Below are 13,460 nucleotides of genomic sequence, written 5' to 3'. Positions count from 1 at the left end.
ACGACATGAGGAAGCGACCCCCTTGTTGTTTGCAGGACTGAAGCAAGCCGCTCGCGAAGCGCGCCCTTCATAGCGCTGTAGCGAGCGAGCGGCTTGCGTCACGACTTCTTCTCCGATTTGGCTTCTGGTACAGCGGGCTTCTGCAGAAGTCCGCTGCGGCGCTTCTCCTTCAAGCGATAGCTGTCGCCGCGGATCGTGATTACGTGACTGTGGTGCAGCAGACGATCAAGGATCGCGGTGGCGACCACGGGGTCGCTGAAGACCGAGCCCCACTCGCCGACGCTGCGGTTGCTGGTCAGCAGGATCGCGCCTCTCTCGTAACGACGGCTAACGAGCTGGAAGAACAGATGCGCGGCATCGGGTTCAAAGGGCAGATACCCGAGCTCGTCGATGATCAGGAGCTTTGGCTTGGCAAATTGCGCGAGTCGCTCCTCGAGCCGGCCTTCGCTGTGACCTTTGGCAAGCTGCGCAACGACAGTCGTGGCTGCGACGAACTGAACGGAATGCCCAGCCAGGATCGCTTCGCGCCCAAGCGCGACCGCAAGGTGCGTCTTGCCAACGCCAGGTGGCCCAAGGAGCAGCACGTTCTCGCCATTGGCGATCCAGCGGGCGCTCGCAAGCTCGCGTATCTGCTTCGGATCCAGCGAGGGCTGGGCCGAGAAGTCGAAGCCCGACAGATCGCGAACGAACGGGAAGCGAGCAAGTTTGAGCGTCATCTCGATGCGCCGCTCATCCTTGCGGGCGATCTCGCGCTCGCACAGCAGCACCAGAGTCTCGCGTAGGCTCAGCTCTTGTCGACCGGCCTCATCCAACAACCCATCCAGTTGGTCGCGGACAGCCGTCAGCTTCAGGCGCGTCAGCATATCGCTCAGGCGGTCGGGGACAATGGCTCGCATCAGAAGCCCCCTCCCACAATCGCTTCGTACTCGCCGAGTGGCCGCAGCAGCGTCGGCGACGGCGGCGCGACAGGCGATAACGCGAGCTCGCCAGCACGGCTCGGTTTAAAGCCAGTCAGGCCCTCAAAGTGTTTAGGGTCAACGACGCGACGGCGCCGACCGACACAGATCGGATGAGCGGCCACCTCATGGATCCCGTGGTGGATGCGCACCACGCCATCGGCGATCGTCGCTCTCACCGTCTCGCCGATCAGCCGCCATGGCACAGAGTAGGCGTTGCCATCGATCTCGACCGCGCAGTCGGCCTGCACGCGCCGGATCAGTTCACGTGCGGCCTGGAAGGGCGGCCTCCCAGCGATGGGCTTCAGCGCGTGCGCCTCAGCGCGCCTGAAGCGCTCAATTGGTGCTTCGCCAGTCGTGCCATGCTGGCGTAGGTCGGCGATCTCCCGCGTCCAAGCTTCAAGATGCGCCTCAAAGGCTTCCCAGCTCGGGAAGGTGCGGCCGGCGACCGCGTTCCGTTTGACGTAGCCGACGCCATTCTCGGTCTTACCCTTGGTGCGGGCTCGATATGGCGCGCAGGCCCGTGGCCGGAACCCCCAGTGCTTGGCAAACGCGGTCAGCTTGTCATTGAACACGACGGTGCGCATCGCGGCATCGTGCTCCACGACCAACGCACGCGCATTATCGAACAGTACCTCCTCGGGCACGCCACCGAACTTCACGAAGGAGCTTTCCAGGCCATCGAACCAGCTCTCTTGCCGTTCGTTGCGGAATGCTCTGACATGGTGCCGGCGCGAGTAGCCCAACGTGGCGACGAACAGGTAGGCGCGAACCTTGCTGCCACCGATCTCGACCAGCCGCTCGCCAAAATCGATCTGCAGCTGTTTGCCGGGCGGTGTCTCGAACCGCACCGTCGCGCGCGCCTCGGCCGCAAGCTCCTGGCGATAGCGCTGTACCGCCCGCTCGACCGTGCGCAGGCTGACGATGATGCCTTTCTCGGCTGCCAGCTCCTGGCGAATCACATCGGCATTGCCGTGGTGCTGCCGCAGGCGCTCCTTGAGCCAGGTCTCCTGGCCATCGAGCGCCTTTTTGCGCTGCGGCTGCCGATAGGGTGTCCAGCCGCCGGCCGCCACGTAGTCCTTCACCGTGTTGCGACTAATCCCGAGCTCCCGGGCAATCCGTTTGCTACCCCACCCCAGCTCGTTGAGCCGGAGTATCGCCGAAACCTCGTCCGGCTCCAGCATGGCCTCCCTCCGCGGATCTTTGAACCGCAGAGGACCTGAACTGAGTCGCTGCATAAAAACCCCCGTTCTGACCGTGTCGCGAGGGGGGCAATTCCTCGTGTCGTCAGGGGGTCAATTTTCCATGTCGCCCGACAGCGGCACGCGACGCATTCCCTGCGTCGCAGGGCTCCAATAAGGACGTCGGCAGATTGGAATGATCCGGCGCCCGGATTCGTCGAGGCCGACCTTGTCGCGCATAGCGGTCCATCTGCGCGCGGCAGCTTCATCCAGACCCTCGTGCTCACCGGCATTGCTACCGGCTGGACGGAGTGCGCTCCTCTGATCGTGCGCGAACAAACGCTGTTGAGCACGGTGCTGACGGAATTGCGCAAACAATTGCCTTTTGCGCTGCTCGGCTTCGATACTGACAATGATACCGTGTTCATGAACGAGACGCTGAAAGCCTACTGCGAGGCGGCCAACATCGTCTTCACGCGTTGCCGGCCCTACCGAAAAAATGACCAGGCGTTCGTCGAGCAGAAGAACGGCGCCGTCGTGCGCAGGATAGTCGGCTATCGTCGGTTCGAGGGCGCCTGGAAGCGGCCAAGCTGCTGGCTGAACTCTATCGATCGGCGCGGCTGTTCGTGAACTTCTTCCAACCCTCGTTCAAATTGATAGCCAAGCAGCGCGACGGTGCCCGTGTACGCAAGACATACAGCGCGCCGGCTACACCACACCAGCGCCTGGCAGCGGACGCCCGCACGCCTGACGCTGTCCGCCATCATCTCCAAGAAATCTATGCCGCCCTCGATCCAGTCGCGTTGTTGCGCGACATCCGCGACGTGCAGGAGCGCCTCGCGGTCCTCGGGGACACCCAACCAATCGGCCATCCTGCTGCGGCATCGCAATCGATCGATCGCTTCCTGGCAAGCCTGCGCACGGCCTGGAAGGACGGAGCTATGCGACCGACGGATCGGCCACTCGTGAAGGCGGAGAGAGGCCGACGTCGTCCCGACCCGCACATCCGAGCAACGCCAGAGTTGCGAAAATGGTTTGAAACCGAGCCTTGGCGGACTGGCAGCGAACTGCTCTCGCGCTTGCAGGAGGAATATCCTGGAGCCTATCCGAACAAGCTTCTTCGAACGCTTCAACGTCGGCTGAAATCCTGGCGCAGCGAGCAAGCGAACGCGCTGCTGTTCGCTCCTAGCGAGAAAATGCCGCCAGGGTACGAGGTCACAACACTCCAATGACGTGCGAGGTACCAGCGGAGGAGGCCGGGCGCTCCGAAACCCCGGCCATCTCCGCACCCGGTCTCCTCCTCAACTCAAGCCAGGAGCAAAATAAATGAGGCAACCGATCGCACCCGGGAGCATCAGTACATGAGGCAATACGCGCTCTCATCCTGATTGGCGCGCTATAGGCTTTGTCAGTCCTAGATCAAGTGGCTCCGAAGGCGTCGCATGGATGAACAATCTGGCGTGTCTGTTGAGCGGCTCGTGCATTCTAAACAGAAACACGTGACTGAGCTGCTGCCGGTTTGATGGACACCCGGTCAAGCTAATCCCACCTTACGCCCGAACTCAACCGGGCTGAGATAGCCGATGGTCGAGTGCCTGCGCGTCGTGTTGTAAAATCGTTCGATGTAGTCGAACACATCGGCGCGTGCCTCGTCTCTGGTTCGATAAATCTTGTTGGCCGTACGCTCGGTCTTGCGCGAGGAGAAGAAGCTTTCCATCGCCGCGTTGTCCCAGACGTTGCCGGAGCGGCTCATGCTGCAAACGATGCCGTTGTCGGCCATCAGGCGCTGGAACTGCTCGCTTGTGTACTGGGCGGATTCAAGCGGTCGTCGCAACACCTGAACGAAGGAGGTTGCGATGGGATTCGAAAGCGACGATCACACCGTTCTGGACGGGCGCCGTTGCCGTCACGGGGACGACCGCCGGTAGCGGGGCGATCTGCACTCCAGCGATTTTGGTTGGGGATCGCGCAGGGGATGACCAGCGAGGATGCTGCATTGGCGGCTGGTATGTCGCAGCCTGTCGGAACCAGATTGTTCCGACGCGGGCGGCATGGCACCAGCGATGTTCAGTACTTCGACCAAGCCGCCGTCCGGGCGGTACCTCTCGTTTGCGGAACGTGAGGAGATTGCACTTCTTCGCGTTCAGGGCCTTTCGAGCCGCGAGATCGGGCGCCGACTTAGCCGATCCGTCTCGACTATCTCCCGTGAGCTACGACGCAATGCCGCGACGAGCAGCGGCGGCCTGGAGTATCGTGCGTCGACAGCCCAATGGCACGCCGAGCGATCGGCCCGTCGACCCAAACCGAGCAAGCTTGCGCTCAACACAACCTTGCGCACTTATGGGGAGCAGCGCTGGCTGGCGTCGTCACGACCCTGAGTGGCGCTGCCGTTCCTGGTCCCGCCGTTCCGTGGAAGGGCCGCCCGCCCGCGCAAGGATCGGCGATGGGCCAGGGCTTGGAGCCCAGAGCAGATTGCCCGACGCTTGCCGATCGACTTCCCGGACGACAAGACGATGCGCATCAGCCACGAAGCCATCTATCAAGCCCTCTTCGTTCAGGGGCGGGGAGCGCTACGCCGCGAACTGTCGGCCTGCTTGCGAACGGGGCGCGTGTTGCGGGTACCCAGGGCGCGCGTACGCAGGCGAGACAGGAGCTCTGTCTCGCCGGAGATCATGATCAGTCAACGCCCCGCCGAAGCGGCCGATCGCGCGGTGCCGGGTCACTGGGAGGGAGACCTCATCCTTGGTCTTGGCAGCTCGGCGATCGGCACGCTGGTTGAGCGTACGACGCGCTTCACGATGTTGCTGCATCTTCCCCGGCTTGCGGGGCATGGCGAAGCTCCGCGCATGAAGAATGGGCCTACTCTCGCAGGGCACGGAGCTGAAGCGGTGCGCGACGCGATTACGCGCACCATCATCAGCTTGCCCGAAGAGCTGCGTCGTTCGCTGACCTGGGATCAGGGAGCTGAAATGGCTCAGCACGATCGTCTTAAGATCGACGCGGGTGTCCAAATCTACTTCTGCGATCCGCACAGCCCATGGCAGCGTGGCACCAACGAGAACACAAATGGGCTGCTGCGTCAGTACTTCCCGAAAGGCACCGACCTTATCGTCCACGGCGCCGACGAGATCGCCGCTGTGGCCGCGGCCCTCAATGCTCGACCGAGAAAAACCCTGGGTTGGAAAACGCCGGCAGAGGCCCTTGACGAGTTGCTATCGTGAGTGAACACAATTGGTATTGCGACGACCGCTTGAATCCGCCTTGGCTGCCCCGGTCGGAGTGATGCAACAGCGCATCCGGCTTGCCGCGTCGCCAGACGACCATCAACAATGCGTCCGTCACGAGCTGTGCGGTCATGGCGGCACTCATCGACCAGCCCACCACGCGGCGCGAGAACAGGTCGATCACCGCTGCGACATAGAGCCAGCCTTCGGCCGTCCAGAGATAGATGAAGTCGGCGATCCATTTCTGGTTGGGACGCTCGGCGGCGAACTGCCGGTCAAGGAGGTTCGCCGGTACGGTCTCGAGCTGTCGATCGCCGCTGTCCTTCGGCAAGCGCCGACGTCGCGGCCGCGCCCGCAAGCCTTGCAGCCGCATCAGCCGCTCAATCCGGTGCAGGCCACAATCCGCCCCTTCGGCGAGCAGGTCGCGCCACACTCGGCGTGCGCCATAGGTGCGGTCGCTGGCGGCGAAGCTGGCCTTGACCTTGCCGCCGAGCTCCTCGTCGCTGCGGGATCTGGCGCTGGGCGAACGATTCAGCCAAGCATGGAAGCCCGACCGCGACACCCCCAGCGCATCGCATAGCCATGCCACCGGCCAGATCGTCCGGTGCTTCGCAACGAAGGGGAACTTCATGTCGCTTCCTTCGCGAAGTAGGCTGCGGCCTTCCTAAGAAACAGCCGGATTGGCGTCGCCCGGGATGGCCTGCAACACGAAGCCTAGCGATTTCGCCCGGCGCTGTAGGTTGGCGAGGACGCGGCTACGATATTGCTGCTCATATTGGTCGGCGCCAGGATCCTTGTAGCTCATGCCGTGCCGGAGTGTGTTGTAGAATAAAACCGCAATCTTGCGAGCCGTCGCCGTCACCGCCTTCGATTTACCCGCACGTGCTGACAACCGGCGATAGAATGCTCCCAGCGCTGTCTCGCTCCGCCCCACGGTTGTGGCTGCCAAACGCAACAACGCAGCTGCGCGACTTGAAGATCTCCGTGTGCGCGAAGACAGCACCTTGCCGCCGGAGATCTTGTTGCCGGGTGCGAGGCAGAGCCAGGAAGTGAAGTGTTTGGCGCTCGGCCATGCCGTTAGATCGATACCGCACTCGCCAATGAGCTTCAATGCGAGCGACGGACCCAACCCGTGGATCTCAGTCAAATCGACGCCCCGCACTCTGTACAGTGCGGTCCTGACATCGAAGGTGGGGGTGTTGACCTGCTTGGTCTTTACGCGCGGCTTGGCTAGGTTTCCGACCGGTCTTGCTCCTTTGGTGTTCAATGCACTGATCAGGACTTCGAGCTTGCGATCACAGTCGAGCATCTTTGCCTGATAAACGTCGTAGAGCTCCAGTGATTGAGCTAACGCGAAAACATGTTCGTGGCGGTCATTGCCTACGAGCGCTGCGCGGATCGTCTCGATCGATGAGTGGCAGCGCACGTCCCGATAGGTTGCCGGGACGTCGGGATTGCGTTCGCCTGCAACAATGGCTCGGATAATCCGCATGCCGGTCGCGCCGGTGATATCCGACACAACATGATGGAGCTGCAGGTTCATCTCCATCAGAGCCTTTTGCATATGTTGGATATGGGCGGCAGCATATTCCACGAGCCGCTCGCGCTGGCGTAGATAGGCTCGCAACGTTGCGATCTCGGCATCGGTCGGAAGCTGCCCCGTAACAGGCCATAGGAGTGGAGCTGGCGTAACCAAGCGGCATCGCTGAGATCGGTTTTACGGCCAGGTACATTCTTGGCGTACCGCGCGTTGACCAGAATGACCTCAAACCCGCGCTGTTCTAGGATCTCGTAGACTGGGATCCAATAGACCCCAGTGGATTCCATCGCGACACTGGTCACGCCGCACATCTTGAACCAGTCCGCCAGTTCATGCAGGTCTTGCGTGAATGTGCCGAATGCACGCACTGGCTTGTCGGTGCAGGCCGGGTTTACCGCGGCCATGTGCATCTTTGATCCGATATCGATAGCGGCCGGGCTGAGGTTGACCAGCTTTAGGTCCGGGCCGCGGTCGGTTGTCCTGTTAGGCATCGCAACTCCTCCGTCCGATGATGGGCTGGAGGGTCAGGGCTATGCCAATTTGTCATCTTCCTAATCGGGATCGCCGTCGAAACGGCGTCACCACTCTCAAGTCCGCATGCGCCCATGGACCACGTTTTTTAACGGGGACAGTGCCTCCAATAAGCTGACGGCCGCTACCCTCCGAGCTAAAGGATAGCACAAGGCTGTTTCTATCCCGCGCAGGCGCGCCACGACGCTGGACAGTTATTTAGGATATCCCGCTCGGCCTTCAGCTTGGCGACCTCACGGCGCAGCCGCTCGATCTCCTGCTGCTCCGGCTTCATCTGCCCGTGACCGGGAAAGGCCTGCACCGGGTCGGAGCCGAACTTGCTGATTCCAATGATCTCGCCGGGGTGTACCGATTTGATCTCGCCCAGGATTGAACGAACCCGCTACGCGGCAGTAGGGGGCAAACCTGCTGAACTGAGGTGTCCTGTCTGAGAGGATGTTGGTCTTCGCACCACCCCTCTCAAGACAGGAGACCCAGATGGCTACGATGAGCCCTCTTCGGCAGCGCATGATCGAGGACATGACGGTCCGCAATCTGTCGCCGTCGACTCAACAATCCTATATCTATGCGATCGCAAAGTTTAGCCGCCATTTCGGCTATGCCCCGGACCGGTTGAGTTTCGAGCAGGTCCGCGCCTACCAACTACATCTCATCGGCCAAAAGCGCTCGTGGTCCCACATCAATCAGGTGGCCTGCGCGCTGCGGTTCTTCTACGGCGTCACACTCGGGCAGACGGAGGCATTCGAGCGGATCATTGGTGGCCAGAAGCCCGACAAGCTCCCGCTCGTGCTTAGTGCCGAAGAGATCGAGCGCTTCCTGGACGCGGTTACAGGGGTGCGCAATCGCGTCGTGCTGGCGACGGCTTATGCGGCTGGCTTACGGGTTAGTGAAGTCGTCCGCCTGAAGGTGAGCTCGATCGACAGCAAGCGAATGTTGATCCACATCGAGAACGGTAAGGGCGGCAGGGATCGTTACGCGATGCTTTCTCCGCGACTGCTGGAGATTCTGCGTACGTACTGGATGCGAGCCCGACCGGGGCTGTGGCTATTTCCAGGCCAAGACCCAAGTGAACATGTCAGCGTCCGCTGCGTCCAGGCGGCCTGCCGCGCCGCCCGCCGCCGCGCTCGGCTTGCCAAGCCGATTACTGTCCATACGCTCCGGCACTCGTTTGCGACCCATCTCCTGGAAAGCGGGATCGACATTCGCATCATTCAAGTTCTGCTCGGACATGCCGACCTGGGATCGACCGCGCGCTACGCTCAGGTTGCGACCAACCTGCTCGCCCGCACGACCAGCCCATTCGATGGACTCTCCGTCAGGGTGATCCCACCCGACTGAGCTGCGCATATGCGCCCCGTGCTCGAGGTGGCGGACATCCTCCGCCGCCACGGCGGCGCCTTCCGTGCCGCGCAGGGTCCTCGGCTGTCCTCCGATCAGCGCCGTGTGATGGCGGCCATCGAGGCGTGTCGCACAGCGACGCTCGGCGGCCACGTCGAGCGGTGCGACGACTGCGGCCTGGTCCGCGTCGCCTATAACAGCTGTCGCGATCGGCACTGTCCAAAGTGCCAAGCGCTCGCGCGCGCCCAATGGCTCGCCGAGCGCCAGGCCGACCTGCTGCCGGTCCCCTATTTCCATGTCGTCTTCACCGTGCCGGCGCCGGTGGCCGCCATCGCGCTGCAGAACAAGACGGCGGTCTACGACATCCTGCTCAAGGCAGCAGCCGAGACGATCCGTCTCATCAGCGCCGACCCGAAGCATCTCGGTGCCGAGACCGGGATGATCGCCATTCTCCATACCTGGGGCCAGACCCTGACGCATCATCCGCATGCCCATTGCCTCGTGCCAGGCGGCGGGATCGCCCCTGATGGAAGCTGGGTTCATTGTCGCCCCGGCTTCTTCCTTCCCGTTCGCGTCCTGTCACGATTGTATCGTCGGCTGTTCCTGGAGCGCCTGCAGGCGGCGTTCAATGGCACCAAGCTCCAGTTCTTCGGCCATCTCGCGCACCTCGTCGAGCCAGCGGCATTCGCCCGCCATCTAACCGCCCTCCGCAAGGTCGAGTGGGTCGTCTACGCCAAGCGTCCCTTCGGCGGACCAGAACAGGTTCTGGCCTATCTCGGGCGCTACACCCATCGCGTTGCAATCGCCAACGGCCGGCTCCTTACCTGTGACCAGGGCCACGTCCGCTTCCGGTGGAAGGATTATCGCGCTGGCAACAGATCCAAAGTGATGACGCTCGACACTGAGGAGTTCCTTCGTCGCTTTCTGCTCCACGTATTGCCGAAGGGGTTTCGCCGCATCCGTCATTTTGGCTTCCTGGCGAACGCCTGCCGCGTCGCCAAACTCGCGCGCATCCGAGCGGCGCTAAAGGCGCCAGAGCCGCCTCCGCCTGCCGAAGCTGTCGACTATCGTGAGCGCTGCGCCATCCTCATTGGTCACCGCCTCGACTTGTGCCCCATCTGCGGAGGCCGCATGGTCGAGATTGGGCCTGTGCCGCGTGCGCAAACGCCGCGACGCGCAGCACCTCGCTGCGATACATCATGACCGACTACCTCGACTTGTTCGCTCCCACTGCAGGCATCGCCATGCCGACGTTCTCCGTCGGAACGATCAAGCACGCTCACAACGCGCGGCGAACGGGCGATAGTCAGCCGCTTGGGCTTGACGCGCCGTTCGACGCTATCGACGCCGGCATCCTCTGCTGCCAATATCAACGGCAATCTGCGGCCACACTCGCTCGCGGGCCCGACATCGGGTCAATCGCGCCTACCGGCGCCTAGATCGAGCCCCCATAGGTCCTCGCTCACAAGACGCGGCTTCGTTCAATCCAGCTTCAAATAGGTCCCGCGCTGGACTTGCGGCGAGATCTGCGACGCGGGACCTATTTGAACCCTCCAGTATTCCGAGATGATCTCGCCCACCATTCCGATTTGATGTCGCCCGGGGCGCGAGGCGTTCTGGCTGTCTGGTTTCTGGCATCGGCGAAGCCGCGTGGTCAATCTTGAATCGCGGCTCGACGGGCGGGTTTTTCTGTTGTTCCTGCTGTGGGCATGTGGGCAACGCTCTTGCGTTGTCCAAGCGTAGCGGCATGTCCACAGCGCCACAGGCTCAGGCCTTTCGGTCAGGTTTGCGGGTTCGCCGCATGCTTTCGCCGTTCAGATCGATCCGGTGGGCGTTATGGACCAGGCGGTCGAGGACGGCGTCGGCGTAGGTGGGATCACCAAACACAACAGAGTGCCCCTATTTTGGAACGGGTCGTGTCTCACGTCACGATCACTGACCCGCATCATTTTCTTTTTGGGCACCGGCTTGAGGTGCTGAAGGAGCGGTCGGGGGCGGTCCCGCCTACGTCGTTGTCGCGCTGCCGGACGGCCGGCCGCGGGCAGTTCGGATCGCGTCGACGGATCTTGTCGAGACGCCGATCACGCCTCGCCCGAACGCCGCCGATCTGCCGCGCATCAGTGCCCGTACGCTGATCCCATTGATGCAACATTTGAGCGCGAGTCTGAGCCTTCTCGACGAGAAGGTGATTCGCGATGACCCACCGACCGCTTCCAGGTCGCGTTGCGTATCGACCCCTGCCGATATTGGCAAATCCACCCCGCCGTCCGACGGCCGACATTCCGCGCCTGTGGCCGAATCTGTCGACCGCGACGCAAACCCAGATCGCTCAAATCCTCGCCACGCTGCTGCGGCGAATGCAAGCGGTTCCCGGCACGGCCGGAAGGAGACTGGGTCGTGCTGATCAGCTCGACCGTCGCTGACGAGCGGCTCACGACCGCACACCGAGCCAAGTTGGCCTACGTCTACGTGCGGCAGTCATCCGTGAACCAGGTGCGCCAGCACCAGGAGAGCACCGAGCTGCAGTACCGCCTCGTCGATCGGGCCATCGGTCTGGGCTGGCCGCCGGAGCGCGTCCAGGTCATTGACGAGGATCTGGGCAAGTCCGGAGCTGGCGCTGTGGATCGTCATGGTTTCCAGAAGCTCATTGCCGAGATCGGCCTTGGCAACGCCGGCCTTGTGGTGAGCCTCGACGCTTCTCGCTTGGCCCGTCGTCTGGCAGACCGCCACAACCAGCGAGCATCACGTACAACGGCGCGTTCATACCTACCGCAACTACATTGACATTGATCGGTTGCGGCGACGGATCGTCGAGTTGAATGCTGAACATAAAATGGATGCCGAGATCGCGGCAATCCTCAATCAGGAAGGCTTTGTCGCGGCCCGAGGCTGCGCTTTCAAAGGCGAGAACGTCCGGCTGTTGCGCACCCGCTGGGGCATTCCCACGGTCAAAATCAACGGCGTAGACAAGAATCCGATGCGCTGGCCCGACGGCAGCTTCTCGATTCAGGGCGCAGCGGCTGAGCTTGGAGTAACCCCGCAGACGGTATTCGACTATCTCGCGCGCGGAATGCTGGCAGGTCGTCAGTTAACCAAAGGCCAGCCATGGCAGATCGAGCTCTCAGACGAACAAATCAGTCAGCTTCGCAATCGAGTACAACACACCAAGCGTTCGAAGGAGGAGGCATCATGAAGTCATCGGCTCGCCGATCAGCGCGTGCCATTGATCGATCGGGAGCTGGCTGGTGACGATGGTGGAGCCGCGGCCGTAGCGGTCCTCGAGGATCTCCAGGAGGTCGTGGCGGGCCGCGGCGTCAAGCGGCTCGAGGCCCCAGTCGTCGTATGTGGACGGCCTCTGATGGCAAGCACAATTTGGCACTTCGAACGACTTGGACGGCTGCGATCGTATGTCCGGCGTTTAGCGCGGATCATATCTCCGCTGGCCCTGATGAAGTCCGACAACCAAGGGGTCACATCAAGGATGCGAGCTTTGAGGCTCACACGACTGGTCGGGTTTTCCTGGTTTTCGGTGGCGACCGTTGTCTTTCATCATGCCTTTCTTGCACTTACCAAGCTTATAACTCTTCGATGCGGCTGTCCGACACTCAAAGTTTGGCGAACATCTCGGTGCGGAAGCATTCTCCGGTTTTCATCATTGCCCAGATGATCCGAGCAAGCTTGTTGGCGAGGGCGACGGTCACAAGCCGCGCCGGCTTTTTTAGCCAAAAGCCCGACAATCCAGTCGCGCAAGCCGCCGCGGCGTTTTTCCACAACGTTTAGAAGCGATGTTGCTCCGAGAACGAGTAACTTCCTTATATATCGATTACCCGCCTTGGTGATGGTTCCGAGAGTTGGTTTACCCCCGCTTGAAATTTGCCTGGGCGTCAGACCCAGCCAGGCAGCAAAATCCCGTCCCGAATTGAATACGCTTGGGTCTGGTACACTGGCTGTAATTACCGAGGCAACAAGCTTGCCAACGCCGGAAATTTCTCCGAGCGAACGGCTCGTCTCGCTGAGCGCGTGAGCCTTGGCGATCTCCCTCTCCAAATCATCGAGTGCGCCTCCGAGCGCATCAATTTGCTGACCGAGAACCCTCGCGGCCAGGACAGCGGCGTCGGGAAGAGTCGCATCGCCTTCTGCGAGGCCTAAAGGCTCGTCGACGCGGCCGGTGCCCTTGGCGACGACAAGACCGAATTCGGCCAAATGGCCGCGTAGAGCGTTCACGCTCATCGTTCGCTGTTTGACCAGCAGCTCGCGCGTCTTGTGCCACATCAGGGTCGCTTGCTGATCAGCGCTCTTGATCGGCACAAAACGCATGGCAGGGCGCGAGACCGCTTCACAGATGGCTTCCGCATCGACGGCATCGTTCTTACCTCGCTTGACATAGGGTTTTGTGTAGGCCGGCGGCATCAGAGACACATCGTGTCCCATGGCCTTCAGTTCGCGCGCCCTATAGTGGGCTGAGCCGCAAGCCTCCATGCCAACGCGGCACGGCTCGATCCTCGAGAAGAACTCGCGCATCGTCCGGCGCGTCAGCTTGCGCTTTACGGCTGGTGCATCCTCACTAGACAGCGCATTAATCTGAAAATAGTTCTTGGCGAGATCAACGCCTATTCTAATAAACTTCATCTCGGACGGTCCCCCTTCTTTGTGGCGCTCTGGCGACCACGCCTTGGCACTATGATGCCGT

Annotated in this window: 7 protein-coding genes and 8 pseudogenes; 7 read left to right on the top strand and 8 right to left on the bottom strand. The window is 61.8% G+C overall.

Annotation, left to right across the window (positions count from 1 at the left end):
• Positions 1–98 precede the first annotated feature (98 nt).
• Together istB and istA are read right to left on the bottom strand one after the other, a co-directional pair.
• Entirely contained in the window at positions 99–896 is a 798-nt protein-coding gene (gene istB / locus X265_RS36360) for an IS21-like element helper ATPase IstB (RefSeq protein WP_128929835.1), read from the bottom strand.
• Complete coding sequence (istA, locus tag X265_RS36355; RefSeq protein WP_164934316.1) at positions 896–2,194, bottom strand: IS21 family transposase; 1,299 nt, start codon at positions 2,192–2,194, stop codon at positions 896–898. Before istA ends, istB begins: the two co-directional genes overlap by 1 nt.
• 75 nt (positions 2,195–2,269) lie before the next feature.
• Here istA and X265_RS36350 point away from each other — a divergent pair.
• Positions 2,270–3,369, top strand: a pseudogene (locus tag X265_RS36350) (ISNCY family transposase); the annotation flags it as partial.
• A 302-nt stretch (positions 3,370–3,671) separates the two neighbouring features.
• Here X265_RS36350 and X265_RS36345 read toward each other — a convergent pair.
• Positions 3,672–3,956 (bottom strand): annotated as a pseudogene (locus X265_RS36345) (integrase core domain-containing protein); the annotation flags it as partial.
• A gap of 42 nt (positions 3,957–3,998) precedes the next feature.
• Between X265_RS36345 and X265_RS36340 the strand changes: the two are divergent.
• Positions 3,999–5,358 (top strand): annotated as a pseudogene (locus tag X265_RS36340) (IS30 family transposase).
• Between the two features lie 40 nt (positions 5,359–5,398).
• Here the strand turns inward: X265_RS36340 and X265_RS36335 are convergent.
• Positions 5,399–6,025, bottom strand: a pseudogene (locus tag X265_RS36335) (IS3 family transposase); the annotation flags it as partial.
• Positions 6,026–7,392, bottom strand: a pseudogene (locus X265_RS36330) (IS110 family RNA-guided transposase).
• A gap of 517 nt (positions 7,393–7,909) precedes the next feature.
• Here X265_RS36330 and X265_RS36325 point away from each other — a divergent pair.
• From X265_RS36325 to X265_RS36315, 3 genes are read left to right on the top strand one after another with little or no spacing between them, the layout of a single operon-like run.
• Positions 7,910–8,770, top strand: a complete 861-nt coding sequence (locus X265_RS36325) for a tyrosine-type recombinase/integrase (RefSeq protein WP_164935788.1) — start codon at positions 7,910–7,912, stop codon at positions 8,768–8,770.
• Between the two features lie 9 nt (positions 8,771–8,779).
• Positions 8,780–9,973 (top strand): IS91 family transposase, encoded by a 1,194-nt coding sequence (locus X265_RS36320; RefSeq protein ID WP_128929833.1) that lies wholly within the window; start codon positions 8,780–8,782, stop codon positions 9,971–9,973.
• Complete coding sequence (locus X265_RS36315; protein ID WP_128929832.1) at positions 9,970–10,209, top strand: hypothetical protein; 240 nt, start codon at positions 9,970–9,972, stop codon at positions 10,207–10,209. Before X265_RS36320 ends, X265_RS36315 begins: the two co-directional genes overlap by 4 nt.
• Positions 10,210–10,537: 328 nt before the next feature.
• Here X265_RS36315 and X265_RS36310 read toward each other — a convergent pair.
• A pseudogene (locus X265_RS36310) lies at positions 10,538–10,657 on the bottom strand (ATP-binding protein); the annotation flags it as partial.
• A 510-nt stretch (positions 10,658–11,167) separates the two neighbouring features.
• On the opposite strand from X265_RS36310, the gene X265_RS36300 reads away from it, so the two are divergent.
• The gene (locus X265_RS36300; RefSeq protein WP_128929831.1) at positions 11,168–11,554 is read left to right on the top strand and encodes a recombinase family protein; all 387 of its coding nucleotides are present in this window, start codon (positions 11,168–11,170) and stop codon (positions 11,552–11,554) included.
• A gap of 49 nt (positions 11,555–11,603) precedes the next feature.
• The gene (locus X265_RS36295) at positions 11,604–11,963 is read left to right on the top strand and encodes a hypothetical protein (RefSeq protein WP_128929830.1); all 360 of its coding nucleotides are present in this window, start codon (positions 11,604–11,606) and stop codon (positions 11,961–11,963) included.
• Between the two features lie 6 nt (positions 11,964–11,969).
• Here the strand turns inward: X265_RS36295 and X265_RS36290 are convergent.
• Positions 11,970–12,110, bottom strand: a pseudogene (locus X265_RS36290) (ATP-binding protein); the annotation flags it as partial.
• 265 nt (positions 12,111–12,375) lie between these two features.
• Positions 12,376–13,399 (bottom strand): annotated as a pseudogene (locus X265_RS36285) (IS110 family RNA-guided transposase).
• Positions 13,400–13,460 lie beyond the last annotated feature (61 nt).

Source organism: Bradyrhizobium guangdongense (genome assembly GCF_004114975.1).
GTDB lineage: Bacteria > Pseudomonadota > Alphaproteobacteria > Rhizobiales > Xanthobacteraceae > Bradyrhizobium > Bradyrhizobium guangdongense.
This window is presented reverse-complemented; position numbering and strand designations above follow the sequence as displayed.